Annotated in this window: 22 protein-coding genes and 1 pseudogene; 10 read left to right on the top strand and 13 right to left on the bottom strand. The window is 42.7% G+C overall.

Annotated elements, in window-relative coordinates:
• Positions 1-257: pseudogene (locus IM322_RS14255) on the top strand (zinc ribbon domain-containing protein); the annotation flags it as partial.
• Between the two features lie 282 nt (positions 258-539).
• Here the strand turns inward: IM322_RS14255 and IM322_RS14250 are convergent.
• From IM322_RS14250 to IM322_RS14200, 10 genes are all read right to left on the bottom strand, one after another.
• Positions 540-1,340 carry a tetratricopeptide repeat protein gene (locus IM322_RS14250; RefSeq protein ID WP_287676746.1) on the bottom strand — a complete coding sequence of 267 codons (801 nt, stop codon included), beginning with the start codon at positions 1,338-1,340 and terminating at the stop codon, positions 540-542.
• A 42-nt stretch (positions 1,341-1,382) separates the two neighbouring features.
• A complete protein-coding gene (gene purE, locus IM322_RS14245; RefSeq protein WP_287676743.1) occupies positions 1,383-1,916 on the bottom strand; it encodes a 5-(carboxyamino)imidazole ribonucleotide mutase in 534 nt (177 codons plus the stop codon).
• 82 nt (positions 1,917-1,998) lie between these two features.
• Positions 1,999-2,742, bottom strand: coding sequence for a Uma2 family endonuclease (locus tag IM322_RS14240; protein WP_287676741.1), 744 nt, complete (start codon positions 2,740-2,742; stop codon positions 1,999-2,001).
• A gap of 216 nt (positions 2,743-2,958) precedes the next feature.
• Complete coding sequence (locus tag IM322_RS14235) at positions 2,959-6,318, bottom strand: helicase-related protein (protein WP_287676738.1); 3,360 nt, start codon at positions 6,316-6,318, stop codon at positions 2,959-2,961.
• Between the two features lie 102 nt (positions 6,319-6,420).
• Positions 6,421-6,753, bottom strand: coding sequence for a hypothetical protein (locus IM322_RS14230; protein WP_287676736.1), 333 nt, complete (start codon positions 6,751-6,753; stop codon positions 6,421-6,423).
• 72 nt (positions 6,754-6,825) lie between these two features.
• Entirely contained in the window at positions 6,826-7,074 is a 249-nt protein-coding gene (locus IM322_RS14225; RefSeq protein ID WP_287676734.1) for a hypothetical protein, read from the bottom strand.
• 82 nt (positions 7,075-7,156) lie between these two features.
• On the bottom strand, positions 7,157-7,387 hold the full coding sequence (locus IM322_RS14220; protein ID WP_287676732.1) for a hypothetical protein: 231 nt from the start codon (positions 7,385-7,387) through the stop codon (positions 7,157-7,159).
• 272 nt (positions 7,388-7,659) lie between these two features.
• Positions 7,660-7,839, bottom strand: coding sequence for a hypothetical protein (locus IM322_RS14210; protein WP_271973227.1), 180 nt, complete (start codon positions 7,837-7,839; stop codon positions 7,660-7,662).
• A gap of 254 nt (positions 7,840-8,093) precedes the next feature.
• Positions 8,094-8,597 (bottom strand): hypothetical protein, encoded by a 504-nt coding sequence (locus IM322_RS14205; RefSeq protein ID WP_287676728.1) that lies wholly within the window; start codon positions 8,595-8,597, stop codon positions 8,094-8,096.
• A gap of 38 nt (positions 8,598-8,635) precedes the next feature.
• On the bottom strand, positions 8,636-8,791 hold the full coding sequence (locus IM322_RS14200) for a hypothetical protein (RefSeq protein ID WP_158201576.1): 156 nt from the start codon (positions 8,789-8,791) through the stop codon (positions 8,636-8,638).
• A 191-nt stretch (positions 8,792-8,982) separates the two neighbouring features.
• Between IM322_RS14200 and IM322_RS14195 the strand changes: the two genes are divergently transcribed.
• The 3 genes from IM322_RS14195 to IM322_RS14185 are packed head-to-tail and all read left to right on the top strand — an operon-like array spanning position 8,983 to position 11,547.
• Positions 8,983-10,776 carry a fatty acyl-AMP ligase gene (locus IM322_RS14195; protein WP_287676726.1) on the top strand — a complete coding sequence of 598 codons (1,794 nt, stop codon included), beginning with the start codon at positions 8,983-8,985 and terminating at the stop codon, positions 10,774-10,776.
• 43 nt (positions 10,777-10,819) lie between these two features.
• Complete coding sequence (locus IM322_RS14190; protein ID WP_286825434.1) at positions 10,820-11,104, top strand: hypothetical protein; 285 nt, start codon at positions 10,820-10,822, stop codon at positions 11,102-11,104.
• A complete protein-coding gene (locus tag IM322_RS14185; RefSeq protein WP_286825433.1) occupies positions 11,101-11,547 on the top strand; it encodes an HNH endonuclease in 447 nt (148 codons plus the stop codon). The genes IM322_RS14190 and IM322_RS14185 overlap by 4 nt, the downstream gene beginning before the upstream one ends.
• Before the next feature lie 165 nt (positions 11,548-11,712).
• On the opposite strand, the gene lspA is transcribed toward IM322_RS14185, so the two are convergent.
• Genes lspA through bioB form a run of 3 tightly spaced genes read right to left on the bottom strand, consistent with a single transcriptional unit; the run spans position 11,713 to position 13,905 of the window.
• The gene (lspA, locus tag IM322_RS14180) at positions 11,713-12,177 is read right to left on the bottom strand and encodes a signal peptidase II (protein WP_287676724.1); all 465 of its coding nucleotides are present in this window, start codon (positions 12,175-12,177) and stop codon (positions 11,713-11,715) included.
• Positions 12,178-12,188: 11 nt separating this feature from the next.
• Positions 12,189-12,839 carry a biotin transporter BioY gene (locus tag IM322_RS14175; RefSeq protein ID WP_286825432.1) on the bottom strand — a complete coding sequence of 217 codons (651 nt, stop codon included), beginning with the start codon at positions 12,837-12,839 and terminating at the stop codon, positions 12,189-12,191.
• Positions 12,811-13,905, bottom strand: a complete 1,095-nt coding sequence (bioB, locus tag IM322_RS14170; RefSeq protein ID WP_287676720.1) for a biotin synthase BioB — start codon at positions 13,903-13,905, stop codon at positions 12,811-12,813. Before bioB ends, IM322_RS14175 begins: the two co-directional genes overlap by 29 nt.
• Before the next feature lie 133 nt (positions 13,906-14,038).
• Between bioB and rfbC the strand changes: the two genes are divergently transcribed.
• The 6 genes from rfbC to uvrC all read left to right on the top strand — a co-directional run bounded on the left by rfbC (position 14,039) and on the right by uvrC (position 20,100).
• Positions 14,039-14,584, top strand: coding sequence for a dTDP-4-dehydrorhamnose 3,5-epimerase (rfbC, locus tag IM322_RS14165; RefSeq protein WP_287676718.1), 546 nt, complete (start codon positions 14,039-14,041; stop codon positions 14,582-14,584).
• Between the two features lie 5 nt (positions 14,585-14,589).
• A complete protein-coding gene (gene rfbD / locus IM322_RS14160; RefSeq protein WP_287676716.1) occupies positions 14,590-15,465 on the top strand; it encodes a dTDP-4-dehydrorhamnose reductase in 876 nt (291 codons plus the stop codon).
• 4 nt (positions 15,466-15,469) lie between these two features.
• Positions 15,470-16,543 carry a glucose-1-phosphate thymidylyltransferase gene (locus IM322_RS14155; protein ID WP_286825429.1) on the top strand — a complete coding sequence of 358 codons (1,074 nt, stop codon included), beginning with the start codon at positions 15,470-15,472 and terminating at the stop codon, positions 16,541-16,543.
• A 171-nt stretch (positions 16,544-16,714) separates the two neighbouring features.
• Positions 16,715-17,800 (top strand): 3-isopropylmalate dehydrogenase, encoded by a 1,086-nt coding sequence (leuB, locus tag IM322_RS14150; RefSeq protein ID WP_287078062.1) that lies wholly within the window; start codon positions 16,715-16,717, stop codon positions 17,798-17,800.
• Positions 17,801-17,879: 79 nt separating this feature from the next.
• Positions 17,880-18,140 carry a hypothetical protein gene (locus IM322_RS14145; protein WP_286825427.1) on the top strand — a complete coding sequence of 87 codons (261 nt, stop codon included), beginning with the start codon at positions 17,880-17,882 and terminating at the stop codon, positions 18,138-18,140.
• Between the two features lie 82 nt (positions 18,141-18,222).
• Positions 18,223-20,100: an excinuclease ABC subunit UvrC gene (uvrC, locus tag IM322_RS14140; protein ID WP_287676711.1), complete on the top strand. Its 1,878-nt coding sequence runs from the start codon at positions 18,223-18,225 to the stop codon at positions 20,098-20,100.
• Positions 20,101-20,282: the final 182 nt, after the last annotated feature.

The following is a 20,282-nucleotide window of genomic DNA, read 5'->3' as shown; positions in this document are numbered from 1 at the left end:
TAGATAGATGGTTTCCTAGTTCTAAAAGGTGTAGTAATTGCGGGTATATTGCTGAGAAAATGCCGTTAAATGTTCGAGAGTGGGATTGTCCAGACTGTGGGACACACCATGACCGAGATATTAACGCTAGTAAAAACATTTTGGCCGCAGGACTTGCGGTGTCAGTCTGTAGAGCGACCATAAGACCTTAACAGAGTAAATCTGTTAAGGCAGGTGCGGAACCCCGCAAGGGAAAGAAGCAGAAACCTAAATCGTGAGGTTTGGGAATCACCGTCCGTTTTACGGCGGTGAGGATGTCAACTTAATGGTAAGGTACAAAGTTTTCTTTTTGGGGAACGGGGAAGAGTAGCTGGTCGTCCAGAAACGATAATTTAACCAGATCTGGGTCGAGGAAGTCTGATCAATTGTCCTAAAAATTCCCCGCCGCAGTTTAAATGCAGTACAACCCAGCACATCACAATTGTATCTTAGTCGCCGATTTCTGGATAATTTGCCCCTCAGTCCCGCTACTGCCAGAAAAATTACTATTTAGTCCTTCTTTACTTTAAGTTAAGAAACTTATCTAAGGCTAGAACCATATTTGGCGGCCAACGGCGCACGCTTTTTACCCAATCGAGGTCTTGATAGCGGGTATCCATGCCGACGGCGGCTACCCAATTGCTTTCCGCCTCTCCCTGTTGTCCTTGGGTCCATAAAACGGCGCTTAAGGCGGCTCTGACATCGGGAAACATGGGGTATTTGCGGGCAATATTCCGCATTTTTTGGACTGCTTCCGGATATCTGCCCAATTCGTACAGGGCCAGAGCCAGATTAGCTTGCGCCCAGGCAAAATTCGGGGCTAGTTGAGTAGCTTGGCGATAGTCTTTGACGGCGGCTTCCCAGTCTCCTAAACCGCCCTCGGCGTTGCCGCGATTGTTATAGGCAAAGGCATCATTGGGAGCCAATTCTAAAACTTTATTATAATCGGCGATCGCTTCTTGATATTTGCCTTCTCCCTCTAAAGCGGTGCCGCGATTGAGGTAGGGATCGGGGGCATCGGGGGCAATGGCGATCGCTTGGTTGAAATCAGCGATCGCATCCTCTAATTTATTGAGACTAACTCTGGCATTGCCGCGATTACTCCAGACGGCGGGATTAGTGGGGAATTTGGCGACTAATTCGGTCCAATAGCTTTCGGCCTGGACGTAATCCCCTTTTTCTGTGGCTTCTAGGGCTTTTTCGGCGATAACTTCCCCTTCTCTAATCTGTTCTTCGCTAATAGTCGGGGTATCGGCATAAGCCGCTATGGGTAGGGCAAAAAAGAGTAACAGACTCAATACACAAGCGGTGATCCAACGCATAATTACTTCATAATTTGTTACTTAATCTTTTCTCAATCTACCCTACTTAGGTGAACTCTGCTCTAGATAGTCTTGATAGCCTAGTCGTTGAAGATTGCTTTGTTTTTCGAGGACGGAATCGGTGAGGGATTGACGATAGGCGATAACTTGCTCTAAAAGATCAATATTACCGGTGGCGAGAATTTGAACCGCTAAAAGTCCGGCATTTTTGGCATTACCGATCGCCACCGTGGCCACAGGAATGCCTGCGGGCATCTGTACAATTGAATAGAGAGAGTCTAACCCTTGTAAAGTGCGCGTGACTACGGGGACTCCAATGACGGGTAAGGGGGTTAAAGATGCTACCATTCCGGGTAAATGGGCAGCGCCGCCGGCTCCAGCGATAATCACTTTTATTCCCCGTAAATGAGCGTTTTTGCCGTATTCAAACATTTTTTCGGGGGTACGATGGGCCGAGACAATGGCGACTTCGTGGCTAATCTGAAAAACCTCTAAAACTGCGATCGCTTCTTTCATGGTGGGTAAGTCGGAATCACTGCCCATAATCACACCCACTAGGGGCGCTGCTGTCACCATAACTGCTAGAAAATAATTTTGTTTTTTAATCTTATAGCAGAGTTTGTTATTTTGTCTTCAAACCCTACTGATCAGATTTCCCCTAAACTGTATCGGGATCGATGCCTAATTCTCGCAATTTTTGGGCCAATTTTTCTTTAGCTTGTCGTTCCCTTTCTTTCTCTAAAAGAGCCTGTTCTTTCTCTAAAAGAGCCTGTTCTTTCTCTAAAAGAGCCTGTTCTTTTGCCTGTCGTTGCTGTAATTCGGCTTCTTGAGGAGTGGGGACTAATTGACCATCGGCGCTAAAATAACGCAGTTTACGGTCAAATATGCCTAAATATAATCCTAACTGTTCACTCCACAAATAACCTTGGTCATTGGGAAAAATGGCTTGATATTGTCCCTCAATTAGTCTAAATCCTTGCAATTCTAAACTATTGGGATCGAACCAAAAATAATTAGGAGTGCGAAAGGTATTTTGATAGAGAATTTTCTTGTTATTGCGGTCAATATTGGCCGTAGAATCGGAAAGAATCTCGACAATTACATCGGGATATTTACCCTGTTCTCCCCAAACCACCCAACTTTTGCGGGGACGTTTTTCGGTATCTAAAACCACAAAAAAATCTGGACCACAGAAATCACGCTTTTTCAGTTGTTCCTCGTTGTAGTAGATGGTTAGATTTCCCGAAGCGTAGTAGTCACTCCTCTCGCGCCATAATAATTCTAGACAACTAAGGAGAATGATGATCTGTTGCAGATGTAGATCACTTTCCAATGGTGGTTCATCACTCCATAAATCTGTGGGGGGACAGGTAACTTCTGGGATAATGTCTAGGGCTGTCATGACTTTTTCCCGGTATTTTAGGATTGATTAATTGTAGCTTTTTTCTCACTACTTTAGAGATGGTGCTGGGGGACTTTAGCCCCTAACTTAATCCTACACCCTTGACCGATCGCCTTCGGCACTTTATCCTAGCGCCATCGACACTTATCGGTGGTAGAAAAGAAACCCCCACCTTTTCTGAGGGGGTAAGGGACAGGGCGATCGCTCCCGTCGTTTCTAAACTAAAGCCTGACTGCAAATAATGATGGGAATTGGTTGCTCCTCACCTTGCAAGCGGCGGCGATCTAACCAGTCGCGCATCTCGTGTTGGGTGTATAGTTTCTTTAGTTCGCTAAACAAAGTTTCTCCTGTTAGGCTACGGCGCTTGATCAGGTTTAACTCGCGCTTCAGTACAGTGGTAATCGGTTGGCGAAAGGCCTGTTCTAATAGGTTAACCTGCTTACGGATTTCTTCATCCTGAGTGGTTTTGAACAGCAGTCCCAATTCTCGCAAGATGTAGCGCTGTGCTTGAGTCAGAGAACGGCTGTACTCCCGTTCCGATTGGCGATGTTGGACTTCTTGGGCAAATTTAACCTTGACTTGCATGACTGCTTGGTTGTAATTTTTGGGCAGCGGCAGTCCGGCTTCTTCTCGGTTACTTTTGAGCATTCCTAAAATGCGGGCAATATCTTTGGATATGATCTCTCCCCGTTCATCGAGCCAATATAATTGCTGGTAGGCCTTCCAATCTTTGCGGTTAGGATAAGAAGCTTCACAGAAGACAATTATGCCCTTATTGAGAGAAAAGCGAGCCGTGCGGATGCCGTGAGGCAGGTTAGCTATCCGTTCGTATTCAGCCGGATTTTCTCGCTGGAGTTGTCTGAGAATTTCTTCCGCTTCGTTGAGGTCGAGAAATTCTCCCTCATTTTCAAACAAACTTAATTGATTGCTGCCACTTGTTTCATAAATTGCATACATAGCCTCTTCGTTAAGCTGTTCTGTGGGGTCAAGAATTGCCGCATCCTCACCGATAGTTTCATGAATTTCTTGAATGCGGTTTTTGAGTTTTTGCCGTAATCCTAGATTCCGCTCTAATCCCGTCTCTGGGAGAAAATTAAAGCCGTAAACCACATCATTCTCGCTGCCAATCCGATCAATCCGACCAAATCTTTGAATAAGTCGGACGGGATTCCAATGCAGGTCATAATTAATAATCAGGTTGCCATCTTGTAGGTTTAAACCTTCGGCTAAAACATCGGTAGCAATTAAAGTCTTGATTTCCGACTCTCCTGGGGTCAATTTATAGTATTTGTTGGCTTTGGGGGCAAATCTACCCACTACCCGCGCCTTATTTTTATCGCCACTGTAGATGACTTCTAGATCGTCTCGATCGCCGTTAGGATTGAGGTTTTGATACAAGTAATAGGCAGTATCAGCATACTGAGTAAAAATGAGGCACTTGCTCTCTTGCAGCGGCGGTTTATTCAACCAGCTTTTGAGGGTTTGTAATTTCGCATCTTTTTCTGGAGTAATTGGCTCAACTAAGTACAAAATTTTCTCTAGCAATTGGATGTCATGTTCGAGGTGTTTCTGCAATCTTGGGGCATCAAAATCAGCTATATTATACTTTCCCGATGCCTGACGCAAAGCATCGATAATGTCTTGTTCTTCCCCATTGTTTGGCTCATAGAGAATTGCCTGAGCTTCTTCCCCGGCGGGGATAATTCCTTGGCGTAAAGCTTCTCGAAAGCGTTGATGGACTTGCAGTAATTTCTTAACAGTTTCTTGGAAGGCATAAACGCTAGATTCAAAGCGTTTGAATAAGAGGACTCGCATCAGTCCTCTTAAATTTGCTCCCCCAGTTTGTAAACTGAGTAATGGTTCTTGTTTGCGCTTATTTGGTAATACATAATTTCCCAAACCATAACGAGCATAGCCAAGTTCATTTTTACGAGGGTTGGCTGGTTGCCGTTGGCGAGATTTCCCTAAATATTGGCGCAGTTCTTGGTAAAGTCCTTGATAGGTATCTTCAATACTATATTCAATAGTTTGTAGTTCTCTTTTGGTAAAAAACTGATGCTTACCGCCCACAATAACGTAAGCGCGTTGATTTCCGTTTAAATAATCCTTGAAATTGTCTGCATCTACGGGTTTATGAGTCTTGGCATCAAAGCCGTACCAGCGTAAAATATGGTTGCGAGTGCGCCGGATTAAGATGTTAGATAACAAGTCAGGTAACTGTTTTTCGCCTTTCTCTACTAATCGAAAATATTCTTTTAGATCGGGCGGATCTATGGGTAAATCTGTCTTATCATCTTGATGAAAGAGCTTAATCTGATGATAAATATCCCAAGCACTTTTATTACGAGGAGTTGCTGTTAAAAAACAGCATTGTCTCCCAGCTGCTAAAAAGGCTTCGACGATTTTATATCTTTGGGTTGCGTCATTCCGCAGGTTATGACTTTCATCAATTAAGATAAAATCTCGATCTTTGTATTTAAAATCTTCTAATAAAACCCTGATGCCACTTATATCATTTTCCCGCAGCAATCCCATCGATAAAATACGGGCGTTAAGTTGATAAATTTCGTTGTAGCGTTCCCACATTTCCAGCAGTGGCGCTGGACAAATAATTAAGGGGCGGGCTTTTTCCACTTGTTCAAAACGTTTGACAATGGCAGCACCAATAAAGCTTTTTCCTAGTCCTACCACATCGGAAACAAAACAACCTCCATACTCGCGGATGAGTTTGATCGCGTGTTCAACGGCTACTTTTTGAAAGTCTGCTAGTTTCTCGGTAATTTCGTTATCTATCATGATTTCGCTGGCAGTTTCTTCTGTCAATCGATCGCGCACAAGCATATAGAGAGTTTTCATATAGATGTCGTAGGGACGTACTGGAATCATCGCCCAAGACTGTTTTAAAGACTGCATCAGTGTTTGATCAAATTCTGTTGCTTCGTCCCAAAGTTGATTGAACCATTCTGTTAAACTGGTATGATTTTCATTACCGTGAACGATAACATTAAGTTCGGTATTGTGGGAAATTCCTGATAAAGTAAGGTTAGAAGAACCAACGATAGCAAGACCTTTTTCTTGACGTTCTAGGGGTTGTCCCTGCTGGTTATAAATTGTCCCGTAGTCAAAGATATAAGCTTTAGCATGGAGTCGCCCTTTAGTATAAACTCGCACCTGAAGGCGTTTTTCTTCAATCATTTGAACCAGATTTTTTACTAAGGTTTCTGCTTCATCTGTTTGGTCCATTAGTTCGACGCTGGAACGAATATTTTCGGCGGTTTCTGTTGCCATCTGCTTGCGTTCTGTCCGTTTGGGGTATTCTTGTGCCTCTAGATGGTCTTTAATTAGTTCTAAGCGGCGGTAGCCTTCTGCTAGTTGTTCGATGGTTTCCCGGTTGCTGGTGTTGCCAATCAGGAGGCGCATTTGTGGGATGGTGGCGAGACGAGGTGCGATCGCAGTAAAGCCGGAGAGGAAGAAGTAACCGACGGCAAAATGAGCGGCTTCTGAGGAGTGGAGAATTTGGTTGATGTTATCGACTAATTTTTGCTGGCGATTGTCGATGATGTCGTGGGTAGGCATAGTTCAATTTTTGAATTTTAGGGCTGTAACCAGTTTTCTATTACTAGATTAGAAATATTTTCAAAATGACGAGTATTATCGGTAACTGGTTGGCAAATTTGGTTAATGTAGATCGGCATGGCATTCTCGGTCAATTTCAGAAAAGATATCATCGAGTTCTGGTTGATTTTTCCAGACTCCAATAAGAGTTTCTAGTTGTTCCCATGCCATTTTTTCTTTATTGGTGGCTAAGTCCCCCGGTCCACTTTCCACAGACCCGACTAAATCTTTAGCTGATTCATAAGCATAAATCGGTTCTTCTTCTTCAGTAATTTCTGTCTTCTCTGCCTTAAATTGCAAGAATTCAATAAAATCTATTACTGATTGCTGTTGTTGGGGGGTGAGGGTTTGTAGTTTTTCTAAAATGGTTTTTTCGTCAGTGATTGCTTGTGTCATGGTTTAATTCTCTTGGGGTTTTTAATAATTATATCTTGATTTCAGATACCCGACTTCTTAAAGAAGTTGACTTCATTTGCTGCCAATACCTCGAAGATAGTCTTTATTGGTGGCTAAGTCCCCCGGTCCCCCATCAACACAACCAATATATTCTTTGGCTGCTTCATAGAATGAAATCGGTTCTTCTTCTTCAGTAATTTCTGTCTTCTCTGCCTTAAATTGCAAGAATTCAATAAAATCTATTACTGATTGCTGTTGTTGGGGGGTGAGGGTTTGCAGTTTTTCTAAGATGGTTTGTGAGTGAGTGGTTGCTTGTGTCATGGTTTCATTCTCTTGGGGGTTTTAATAATTATATCTTGATTTCAGATACCCGACTTCTTAAAGAAGTCGGGTATCTAACCCCTTACAGTCCATACAATGCCGCTACTCTCTCATCTATCTCTTTTTCCCATTCTTCACAGTTAACTCCTTTGGCATCTAAGCATTTTTGTACTAATTTAATGATGGGTTCTTTTTCAGATTCAGAAGCGGGAGGGATGGGAATTTTGGCTATATATTGACGTTTTAGCCGTATTCTTCCATGTTTCTGTGCATCTCCTAATACTGCTGCAAATATATAGCGTTTCCTGTTCACAAAACGTACATTCTTGATCCTGAAAAGCTTAATCAGCAAAGGTAAAATTGTACCTCACAGATGCAAGAACTGCTATAAATAATTAATAGAAATAATAAAAACTGTATCATTAATATAAAGACCTTTTTCATCTAATGTAAAACGAGACTCTTTAGCAATATCAGGATAAACAATCTTGGGGTTTTCAAATTCTGCATAGTAATCACAAGCTCGTAATTACCAGTAAAATTTACCTTTATCATAGCGTTTCTCTAGCTCAAACTTCCACTGGTTTAAATGTTCAAAGCAGGATATCTTTTAATGTTAATTCCAATAGGGGTAACAATTAAGTATTTATCTTTATTTCTAATATGCCATTTACGCACATCATCACCCACAGCTAAAGGTTTAATAATCTCTGCACTTTTAGTATCTTTAGCGATTAATTCTGCTCGTTTTGCACCATCAATCACAAAAGCTTGATTAAAACCAGTTTTAATACCATAATAAATATGTCCAGAAGTGGCGGCTTAAAATAGAACATCAAAAATGATTAAGATAGCCAATTTTTACAAAAAACTGATTGTATTAGTAAATTATTTTAACCATTCATATAGATTCCATTTCTCCATGATTGGAATTATTTTTGTTAAATAATCGTAACCTCCTTTACGGTAGTAACCACCAATTTCAGTAATCTCAAATTTCCAAGAAAAACTCACTTGATTTATTGTTGACTCCACGGATACCAAACCTCAATTATACCTTGCGGATCTTTTGCACTGGCTTGTGTATTGTCAGCTAGGATAATATTATTTCTACCTATTAATGTCTTGATTTCTTTAGCGGCATCTCTATCTTCATCATAAAAAAATTTAACTAATATTTTTCCATCTTCTGAAAAAACTTTTTCATAACTTTGATTTTGTGGATTGTGATTATTAGAATCTACTGTTCCCTCTTTAACAAGATTTGTCACAGCAATAACTTGCGCTCCATTGTCATTTAGTTTTCTCAGCAAATACTCTGCCTCATTTCTTTGAGACTCAGCAGAAATATGTATCCAAACTGTTTTTCCTTTTAAGTTGAAATGACCTTCAGTGCAAAGAACACCGTCTGGACAAAAAATTTTATTCCACCACCATGGAGACGTTCCTCCTGCAATGAGAGCTATTAAAATCGCAGAGATGACCTTGGAAAACATAGTTTCTGAATTTTTATCATCAGCCATTTTTATGTACCTCCTAAAAGAAATTTTCAAAAATTAAATTAATCATGAGTTAATAAGGCAATCTGTTTTTTTATATCCTTAATCTCTTGCTCAAGAGATTGTTTATCACTCCCTAAATGCGCTCTGGGCGGTTCATCACTCCATAAATCTGTGGGGGGACAGGTAACTTCTGGGATAATGTCTAGGGCTGTCATGACTTTTTCCCGGTATTTTAGAGTTAATTAATTATAGCTTTTTCCAATTACTTTAGAGATGGTGCTGGGGGATTTTTGCCCCTAACTTAATCCTACACCCTTGACCGATCGCCTTCGGCACTTTATCCTAGCGCCATCGGCAAATATGTTAAAACTTCTATACAATAGCCCCAATAAGCCCGATAACAACGATGACTGAAACCCTAATTCAACCCGCAACCCTAGTAGAACTCTTACGTTACCGCGCCACGGCACAACCAGAGGGCCATGCCTACACTTTTCTTATCGATGGTAAAAAAGAAACCCCACCTTTAACCTACAGTGAACTCGATCGCCAAGCAAGAGCAATCGCAGCCCATCTGCAAAAATACCAGGCCCAAGGAGAACGCGCCCTATTACTCTATCCTCAAAGTTTAGAAGTAGTGGCCGCTTTTTGTGGTTGTCTCTACGCGGGAGTGATTGCCATTCCCGTCCCCCCACCGGAATCGGGACGACTTAAGCGCACTTTGCCCCGTTTGCGGGCAATTGTCAAGGATGCTAATGCCACCTTTGCCCTAGTTACCGAAAGTATTCTGACTCTTATTGAAGGTGTTAAGGAAGAATTTCCAGAATTCGACCAAATGAAATGGATTACCACCGAAAGTATTGATATTTCCCTGGCGGACCAATGGCAAGATCCCCAGGTGGATAAATCGGCGCTTGCTTATCTGCAATATACCTCCGGTTCGACTAATATCCCCAAAGGGGTGATGTTAAGTCATTTTAACCTGATGCACCATTGCGGTTACTTGCAAAAAGCTTGTGGTTACGAACCGGATAGCGTTACCCTAACTTGGATGCCCTATTTCCACGATTACGGGTTAGTCGAAGGTATCACAGTCCCCCTCTACAACGGGACACCCTGCTATCTCATGTCTCCCTTTGCTTTTATTAAGCGTCCGATGCAGTGGTTAAAAAATATTACTAAGTACAAAGTTACTCATAGTCAAGCGCCCAACTTCGCCTATGATCTTTGTACTCGCAGGATTAAAGCTGCCGATTTAGCGGAATTAGACCTGAGCAGTTGGCAGGCCGCAGGAAATGCCGCCGAACCGATTAATCCGAAGGTAATGGCCAAATTTGTCGATACTTTTGCAGATTACGGCTTTTCTTGGTCAACTTTCGCCCCTGCCTACGGATTAGCTGAATATACCCTCTTGATTTCCAATAAACCCAAGGGAACCACCCCAATTATTACCGCTTTGGATACAACCGCCTACGAACGCGGTAAAATTGTCCCTGTAGGTTCCGATCGAACCACTGGAGTTAGATACGTCCCCAGTTGTGGTCGTCGCGTCTGTGATACCCGTATAGCTATCGTTAATCCCGATACTTTCACCCTTTGTGCAGCCGATGAAGTGGGCGAAATTTGGGCCAGTGACCCCAGTATGGCCGCTGGATATTGGCAACGGGAAGACGCAACTAAAGAGACTTTTCAAGCTTATCTTGCCGATACAGGAGAAGGACCGTTTTTACGCACCGGAGATTTAGGTTTTCTTCTCGATGGGGAATTACATATCACGGGACGGATTAAGGATTTAATTATTGTCCGTGGCAGTAATCATTATCCCCAAGATTTAGAATGGTCAGTACAGCATCTTAATGAGGTTTTTCGTCCCGATTATGGCGCGGCTTTTTCCATTGAAGATAACGGTGAGGAACAGTTAGTTATTGTCCAGGAATTAGAACGTCGCAGCGGGGCATTAGATACGGCCAAATTAGTTGCCGATATCCGTCAAGAAATCGCCGAAGAACACGAAATTATGACCCATGCCATTGTTTTGGCCAAATCGGGGACAATTCTTAAAACTGCCAGTGGCAAAATTCAACGCCGCGCTATTAAACAGAATTTTCTCAATGGTAATATGAGTATTATCGATGCTTGGTCAGAAAATCCTCAGTTAGTTAGTAAATTCGATCGCTCTAATTCTGAAACAGAAGCATAGTTTTTCGGGTGGGCATTGCTCACCCGATCGAGGATAACTAATCGTGTTAGGATTAAAGTTAGGTATTAAAGGTAAGGAGAAAGTGATGTTAACTCAACTGATGGTCAAGCCCTCTTCTTGGATTGAAAAAGGAATTAAGCTATCGCCAGTAAGGGAAAATTATCTCTTTAAATTCACCGAGGAATTGCAGTGTCGATTGGAGGAACTACGGGAACTAGAAAAAAATTCCCAACTTAATTCTCAAGAGACCGCAGAATTAGCTGGTATTTTAGAGTTAAACGAGATTTTCACGCTCTTAAATGCGCGAATAGTTGCTGAATCTAAATGATTACTATCACAACTCGATTACAAGTCCGAGCAAGAGCCAACTATCTGTGTGAATACTGTCATTCTTCAGAAGAAATTAGTGCCGCATTATTTGAAGTAGATCACATTCAGCCCAAATCTTTAGGAGGTAAAGATGAATTAGCAAACTTAGCTTTAGCTTGCCAAAGATGTAACAGATATCGCTACAATTTTATCAAGGCAATTGATCCGAAAACAGAACAAGAAGTAGAAATATTCAATCCGCGCCAACAGCATTGGCAAGAACATTTTATCTGGACACCAGATGCTTTAAAAATAGTGGGACTTACTCCCATCGCTAGGGCAACTATTGAACGTTTGGACTTAAATGATGACAATCATAATGAAGGTTTTATCGTTAAAGTTCGTCGATTATGGATCCGGGGAGGTTGGCATCCACCCAGCACCGATAAAAAACAGGAATAATAGCTTATTGTTATCTAGGTAAATGAGCTTCAATTAAGTTTTTTCTAGAGGTCAAAATGATTGTTACTCAACAGGAATTATCTAGATTTCCAAAATATTTAAATGATCAGGACTCCAGGAATATAATACTAAATCCCCAATTTTTTTTGAACAGTCAATATATACTTATTTGCTTAAATTGTGGGGAAAGTTAGAAATTAATAGGCAAATAATCCCGATATTAATAAAGACATCAGCCAGATTAAAAACAGGAAAATTAATCAATCGAAAATCGAGAAAATCCACCACATAACCAAACAAAAAGCGATCGATACCATTGCCGAAAGCTCCTGCTAAAATAAAACCGTAGGCCAATTGTTCCCAACGATTTAAATGCGGTCCAAAGTAAGCAAAAGCCATTAATCCCAAACTAACTAATAAGGATAGCCATTTTAGCCAACCAACACCGCCCCGAAAAGCACTAAAAGCCGCCCCAGTATTAATCACATAGGTAAAATGAAAAACCCCCGGAATAATCGGGAAAGTATCACCAATTTGCTCAAAACTCTGCACGGTTATATACTTAGTTACTTGGTCTAAAATTAGACCAATCACCGCCACTATCCAAAACCAGCGATTCTTTTTTAACATTGGCTGTGGCATCAATAAAATAATAATTTACGGAAGAAAAAGGCAATAATTACCACCACACAAATTACTACTAACTGCCCTAAAAATGGCCAGACTGAATAATTCATAAATAGGGTGGGCAAACTATCGGGAAAGGTGATTTGACCGGCTTGGGGCTGAAAAATCGACAATCCCAGCATATATAATAAACCGCACAGATGAATCACTAACAAACCGGCAAAAGCACTTAAAGCCAGGGTTTCTATCTTGGCGCGCCAGCGAAAAGCCAGCCAACCACACAGCCATGCCCCCGGCATAAAGCCTAAAATATAGCCAAAACTGGCTTCTTTCAGATAACCCATTCCCCCACCCTGGGCAAACACGGGCAACCAAGTTAAACCGAGAAAAATATAGGCCACCTGGGCAAGAAGCCCGGCATTTTTGCCCCCCAGACAGCCCGTTAACAATACTGCCCCAATTTGGTAAGTTATGCCTAGTTTTTGCGAGGATAGACCCGTAGCCGACCAACTAGCTAGGCTTACTGGAACAAATGTACTAAAGATGGTCAGCAACAAACCAATCAAAGCCCAGAGTAACTCATTGGGAACCGATACGGAAGCGCGCCGCGGCGGAGATTCTCGTCCTCGACGTGATTTAGGTTGCCTGTTGGGGTTGGTATTCACCGGGGATGGGGGCTTCTCCTCCTATTAAACTAAGATCAGCCAACATCGCCTGATCCTGTTGGGGGGGTTGTCCTAGAGTGGTCAAATAATGTCCAATTAGCATAGCATTAATTCCCGATTTTAGCCCCAGATTTTGCAATTCTCCCATCACCGCCTCTCGTCCCCCGGCATAACGGAGGATTTGTTGGGGTAAAATAAACCGGAAAATAGCGATCGCTTTTAAGGCAGTAAAGGGCTCCAGTTTGGGTAAATGACCTAGAGGGGTGCCACTTCTGGGGTTTAATAGGTTAATCGGCACTGATTCCACCTCTAATTCCGCTAGGGAAAAAGCTAAATCGATCCTGTCCTGCCAACTTTCGCCCATACCGATAATTCCGCCCGTACAAGCTTGAATTCCCGCCGCTTTCAGGTTTTTTACCGTTTCTACCCGATCCTGCCAACTGTGGGTGGAGACCACGTTAGGATAAAAATTCTCGGCAGCCTCCAGATTGTGATTATAACGGGTAACTCCGGCTTCTTTTAAGGCTTGCGCTTGGGCAAGGGTTAACTCTCCTAGGGCGCAACAGGGTTTAATCTTGGCCGTTTCGATGATTTCTTGAACTGTGGCCAGTATTTCCTCGAATTCCTTCGATTTGGGGCTATTGTACTTTAATCCCCGTCCTTGACTAACTAAACAGAAGCGTTTGGCCCCCGCGTCGGCTGCCGCTTTCGCATGGCTGACGATTTCCTCGCGACTTTTTAAACCGTAGATAGGCGAATCTTGACCGGGATGGTGGACGGATTGGGAACAAAAACTACAATTTTCCGAACAACTTCCCGATTTTATGTTGATAATGCTACATAAATCCACCGTATTACCACAACAGGCCTGACGAATGCGATCGGCAGCCTCACATAAGCTGAAAATATTTTCCTGACCTTCGATCGCAGTTAAAGCTAGGGCCTCTTGCTGACTGAGTCGATCGCCGGCGATAATCTGATTAGCCCTAGTCTGTAACCAGTTTTTTAAGGCTTCTCCCTCCACGGGGATAGATTGAGTAGCGGTGTGTTTAGAGACTTGTACCACGTCGTTTATGCTCTGACTAAGTTAGGCTCATCTTATCATTATTCAGTTACCGAGGAAAGATTAATAAAAAAATTTAGAAAAAAATACCCTTTTGTGCTAGACTACCCGCAAAAGTTATATTGTCTCCGATTTTATGAAAGTTATTCCGACGGAAATTCCTGATGTTTTAATCATTGAACCGCAAGTTTACGGAGACGATCGAGGTTTTTTCTTGGAAAGTTTTAATCAGAAAGATTTTCGAGAAAAAACTGGTGTTAATACCACTTTTGTCCAGGATAATCACTCTATGTCCTTAAAAAATGTCCTGCGAGGATTGCACTATCAAATCCCCAATCCCCAGGGTAAACTGGTGCGAGTAGTGAGCGGTAGTGTTTTTGATGTGGCAGTGGATGCGCGTAAAAGTTCTCCCACTTTTGGGCAATGGGTAGGCTGTGTTTTAAGTGCGGAAAATAAACGTATTTTCTGGGTCCCGGAAGGTTTTGCCCATGGTTTTCTAGTCCTCTCCGATCGAGCCGAATTTCTCTACAAAACCACTAATTATTATTATCCCCAATACGAAAAAACCATTGCCTGGAATGATGCCGATTTGGGGATTGACTGGCCTCTAGAGCCCCCCCCGATTCTCTCCCCTAAAGACCAAGCTGGACAACCCTTTAAATCCGTGGAAGTTTTCCCCTAAAGACAATGACAAAAGTTTTACTAATTGGTGCTAAAGGTCAAGTAGGACAAGAGTTACAATTAACTTTACCCCAGCTAGGTGAAGTTATTAGTATCAGTCGAGAAGAACTAGATTTAACTAACTCAGAAAAAATCGGCCAGTTAATTAGGGAAATTCACCCCGATTATCTGGTTAATGCCGCCGCTTATACGGCAGTGGATAAAGCCGAAACCGAGCCCGAATTAGCCTATTCTATCAATGCTACAGCCCCGAAAATCATGGCGGAATCTGCCGAGAAAATTCAAGCTAAATTTCTCCATATTTCCACCGATTATGTGTTTGATGGTCGAAAAAATACCCCCTATTTAGAAACCGATCTAACTAATCCTTTAGGGGTTTATGGACAATCAAAGTTAAGGGGAGAAGAGGAGATTAAGACTGTTAATTCTCAGGCAATTATCCTGCGGACTGCTTGGGTTTACGGCAGTTATGGCAAAAGTAATTTTGTCAAAACCATGCTGAGATTAGGCAAGGAAAGAGAGGAGTTAAAAGTAGTTGTTGATCAGGTGGGAAGTCCCACTTGGGCAAAAGATATCGCCGCGGCAATTACTCAGCTTTTAATTAATGCCGATAATCCCGCAGGAATCTATAATTTTACTAATAGCGGTGTCGCCAGCTGGTTTGATTTAACTAAAGCGATTTTTGAGGAGGCAAAAATAAGCGGTATTCCCTTAAAAATTCAGAGAGTAATTCCCATTACTACTGCTGAATATCCTACCCCGGCGGCGCGTCCGGCCTACTCGGTTCTTTCCGGTCAAAAAATCTCGCAACAATTGGGTTATATTCCTTCCTATTGGCGGGATTCTCTCAAAGCTATGCTCAACCAACTATTTAATCTTTAAAACTATGAAAGCACTAATTTTATCTGGTGGTAAAGGTACGAGGTTACGTCCCCTAACCTATACTGGAGCAAAACAGTTAGTTCCCGTGGCTAATAAACCGATTTTATGGTATGGAATCGAATCAATTGTCGCCGCAGGAATTACTGATATTGGCATTATTATCAGTCCCGAAACCGGGGAAGAAATTCGTCAGACCACGGGCAATGGTGAACAGTTTGGGGCTAAGATAACTTATATTCGCCAAGATCAACCAGCTGGATTAGCTCACGCGGTTAAAACTGCCCAATCTTTCCTAGCAGATTCCCCCTTTATTATGTACTTGGGTGATAACCTAATCGAGGATGATTTATCGCCCTTTTTAGACTCTTTCCAAAAACAGTCCCTTGCTGCTTTAATTCTCCTGCGAAAAGTATCTAATCCTAGTGCTTTTGGGGTGGCAAAAGTAGATGAAACCGGCAAAGTTTTATACTTAGTCGAAAAACCCAAAGACCCCCCCTCAAATTTAGCTTTGGTAGGGATTTATTTTTTTGCCCCCACCATTCATCAAGCGATCGCATCTATTCAACCTTCAGCCCGGGGTGAGTTAGAAATTACCGACGCTATCCAAGAATTAATCAATCAAAATAAAGCAGTAGAAGCGAATAAACTGCTGGGTTGGTGGTTAGATACGGGGAAAAAAGATGATTTATTAGAAGCCAATCGGATTATCCTTGATACCAGTCTAGAAATCGCTTTGCAGGGAGAAATTGATGCTAATAGTCAGGTAATCGGACGGGTACAAATTGGTCAGGGTAGTAAAATTATTAATAGTACCATTCGCGGCCCTGTCATTATTGGAGAAAATTGTCACATTGAGAATTGTTTTATCGGTCCCTACAGTAGTGTGGCTAATGGAGTAAAATTAATCGATGCCGACATAGAACACAGTGTTATTCTCAAAGATGCCACGATTATTGGCATTCATCAGCGCATAGTTGATAGTGTTATCGGACGACGGGCAAAATTAGAAATTGCCCCCCAACGTCCAAAAGCTTTACGCTTTATGATCGGGGATGATTCCCATGTAGAATTAGTGTAGTTATCGGGGATTAACTGCCCCTTTAATTAATACCGGAAGATCGAGAATTTCCCTAGCTAATTCGGCGGCAGTTTCCCAGTTTTTCTGGCAAAGATTGACATTTTCAGGAGAAAAAAGCCGCCCTAACTATGCTATAATGACAAGGCTGACCTATTTTACCGTTCTAGAACTATGACGCAACAGTATCGCATTACCCTACTACCAGGCGATGGCATCGGGCCGGAAATCCTCGCTGTCACCGTAGAGATACTGAAAGTCATCGGTAAAAAATTTGACCTCCAGTTTGACTTCCAAACCGCTTTAATTGGAGGGGCAGCCATTGATGAAACCGGCAGTCCCCTCCCCGAAGCAACCCTGAGCGCCTGTAAAAATAGTGATGCTGTTCTCTTGGCCGCTATCGGGGGTTATAAATGGGATAATTTGCCCCGGCAGCAAAGGCCAGAAACGGGATTATTAGGCTTAAGATCTGGCTTAGGTCTTTTTGCTAATTTGCGTCCTGCCACCATTTTTCCGCAATTAATCGACGCTTCTAGTCTCAAACGGGAGATTATCGAGGGAGTGGATATCATGGTGGTCCGGGAATTGACCGGGGGTATCTACTTCGGTCAACCGAAGGGGATTTTTGAGACAGAAACGGGAGAAAAACGCGGTTTAAATAGCATGGTTTACTCGGAGTCGGAGGTGGACCGCATCGCTAAGGTAGCCTTTGAAATTGCCCAAAAACGCGGCCATAAACTCTGTTCCGTCGATAAAGCTAATGTTCTTGATGTTTCCCAACTTTGGCGCGACCGGGTGACGAAAATGGCCGCTAATTATCCCGATGTGGAACTTTCCCATCTCTACGTCGATAACGCAGCCATGCAGTTAGTCCGGGCCCCCAAACAATTTGATACTATCGTCACGGGCAATTTATTCGGTGATATTCTCTCCGATGAAGCGGCCATGTTAACCGGTAGTATCGGAATGTTACCCTCCGCTAGTCTAGGGACTGCTGGAGTGGGAGTTTTTGAACCCGTCCACGGTTCGGCCCCGGATATCGCCGGCCAAGATAAAGCCAATCCGATCGCCCAGATTCTCAGCGCTGCTATGATGTTAAAATATGGGCTAAATCAGCCTTTAGCGGCAGCAGCGCTGGAAAAAGCCGTAGAAAAAGTCTTAGAGTTCGGTTATCGTACCGGAGATATTTTCTCGGAAGGTATGACCTTAGTGGGATGCCAAGCTATGGGCCAGGCCATCCTAAAAGTTTTAGAATCCTAACAAAAGTGGCATAATCGGAAATCGTCGTATAACATTGATTTAATAAATATGTCAATTTAATCGTGGGGAGACGACTTATATGGTAGCCCTATCCCAGAACACAGAACAACAGCGTGTCGATATGGAAATCCCAATTTTATTAGATCCTACTGTCTTACGGGCAGCCAGACGCATTTATCGCATCTACTGTACCCTCAATAGCAGAGTTAGTAAACGTCCTTTCGGTGTCGCTATTAACCGCGACAATCATCGGGGCCAATTGATTTTTAACAATAAACCGATTCTTCTCCCCGGAGAATGTTTCGTCCCGATTAAGCAAATCGAATCGGAAGCCTATTAATTTTTGTGAAGATTTGCCCTGAATATCTTGCCAAACGTCAGCTAATACCCACTGGCGTAATTTTTTTGTCTAATATAAAAAGATGTTCGGGAATAATCTTAACTCTACCCTAATCCAAGACCTCGATCGCCTAGAAAATCGTCTTCGGGAAATTCCCCTCGAACCGGGAGTGTACTTCCTGCGCGACCAAAATGGCGAAATTCTCTACATCGGTAAATCCAAAAAACTCCGGTCTAGAGTCCGTTCCTATTTTCGTCCCAGTCAACCCCTCAGTCCCCGCATTGCTTTGATGGTGCGACAGGTGACAGAAATTGAATTTATCGTCACCGACACGGAAGCAGAATCTTTGGCCCTGGAAGCTAATCTAATTAAACAACATCAACCCCATTTTAATACTCTCCTCAAGGACGATAAAAAATATCCATACATTTGTATTACTTGGTCGGAAACCTACCCGCGCATTTTTATTACCCGCAAACGTGGCATAAATAACCAAAAAGACCGTTATTATGGTCCCTACGTCGATACCAGGCTGCTGCGCTACACCCTACACCTAATTAAACGCACTTTTCCCCTGCGTCAACGTCCCCAACCTCTTTTTAAAGACCGTCCCTGTTTAAATTATGATATCGGTCGTTGTCCGGGGGTTTGTCAAAAATTAATTAGTCCCCAAGATTATCGGGAAACCTTGCAGAAAGTGGCGATGATTTTTCAGGGAAGGACGGGAGAATTATTAGAGAAATTAGCAGCAAAGATGCTAGAAGCGTCGGAAAACCTAGATTTTGAACAAGCGGCCACGATTAGGGATCAAATTCGCGGATTACAGGCTCTTAATACCGATCAAAAAGTCTCTTTACCCGATGATACCGTATCCCGGGACGCGATCGCTTTAGCTAAAGACGAGCAGCATTGTTGCATACAATTATTTCAAGTGCGTTCCGGTCGTTTGGTGGCACGTTTGGGATTTTTTGCCGATAGTCAGTCCGCAAACGAGGGAGAAATCCTGCAAAAAGTCCTGGAAGAACATTATTTATCGGTGGAAGGGGTGGAAATTCCCAGCGAAATCCTGTTACCCTGCGAATTACCGGAAGGTGAGGTGTTAGCGGGGTGGTTAAGGGAAAAAAAAGGTCGCAAAGTCGAGTTAACTGTACCCCAACGGCAAAGTAAAGCGGATTTATTAGCTATGGTCGAGAAAAACGCTCTTTATGAGTTAGAAAAGACGAAAAGAAGCGCTGACCGGGATTTACAGTCTTTGCAGGATTTAGCGGTAATTCTCGATTTACCAGCGCTGCCCCACCGCATTGAGGGTTATGATATTTCTCATATTCAGGGTTCTAATGCAGTCGCGTCGGGAGTGGTGTTTATCGATGGGGTGGCCGCTAATCAACATTATCGTCACTATAAAATCAAAAATCCCGAAGTTAAAATCGGCCATTCCGATGATTTTGCCAGTTTAGCAGAAGTAATTCGGCGGCGTTTCCGTCTTTATGCCGAAAATACCGATAATATTGCCGAAAGTGATGATTTTCCCGATTTGGTCATGATTGATGGGGGAAAGGGACAATTATCGGCAGTGGTGACAGTTTTAGGGGAGATGAATTTATTAGAACAGGTAAAAGTTGTTAGTTTAGCTAAACAGAGAGAGGAGATTTTTTTACCGGGGGAATCCCTTCCTTTAGAGACAGATAAGGAACAACCCGGAGTGCAATTATTGCGTCGAGTCAGGGATGAAGCGCATCGCTTTGCTGTTAGCTTTCACCGACAACAAAGGATGCAAAAAAGTCGCCGTTCCCGTCTTGATGAGATACCGGGGTTAGGTTTTAAGCGACAAAAAGAGTTATTAGCTCATTTTCATTCTCTGGATTATATTCGCGAAGCTTCCCTAGAACAATTGCAACAGGTGACAGGAATTGGGGAACAATTAGCTAAGGAAATTTATAATTATTTTCATCCTAGGTAGGGATAAGCTGTTGAAGAATATCTAAGGCTTGACGGGGGGTTATGTTGACATCCTCACCGCCGTAAACGGACGGTGATTCCTAAACCTCACGATTTAAGTTTCTGCTTCAACCACCGTTGCATACCACGGTTAAAAAACCATGTACTGTCTTACACAAAGTCCACAGACTTTCGCGACCTTTC

Source organism: Microcystis sp. M109S1 (genome assembly GCF_020247025.1).
In the GTDB taxonomy this organism is placed as follows: Bacteria; Cyanobacteriota; Cyanobacteriia; order Cyanobacteriales; family Microcystaceae; genus Microcystis.
This window is presented reverse-complemented; position numbering and strand designations above follow the sequence as displayed.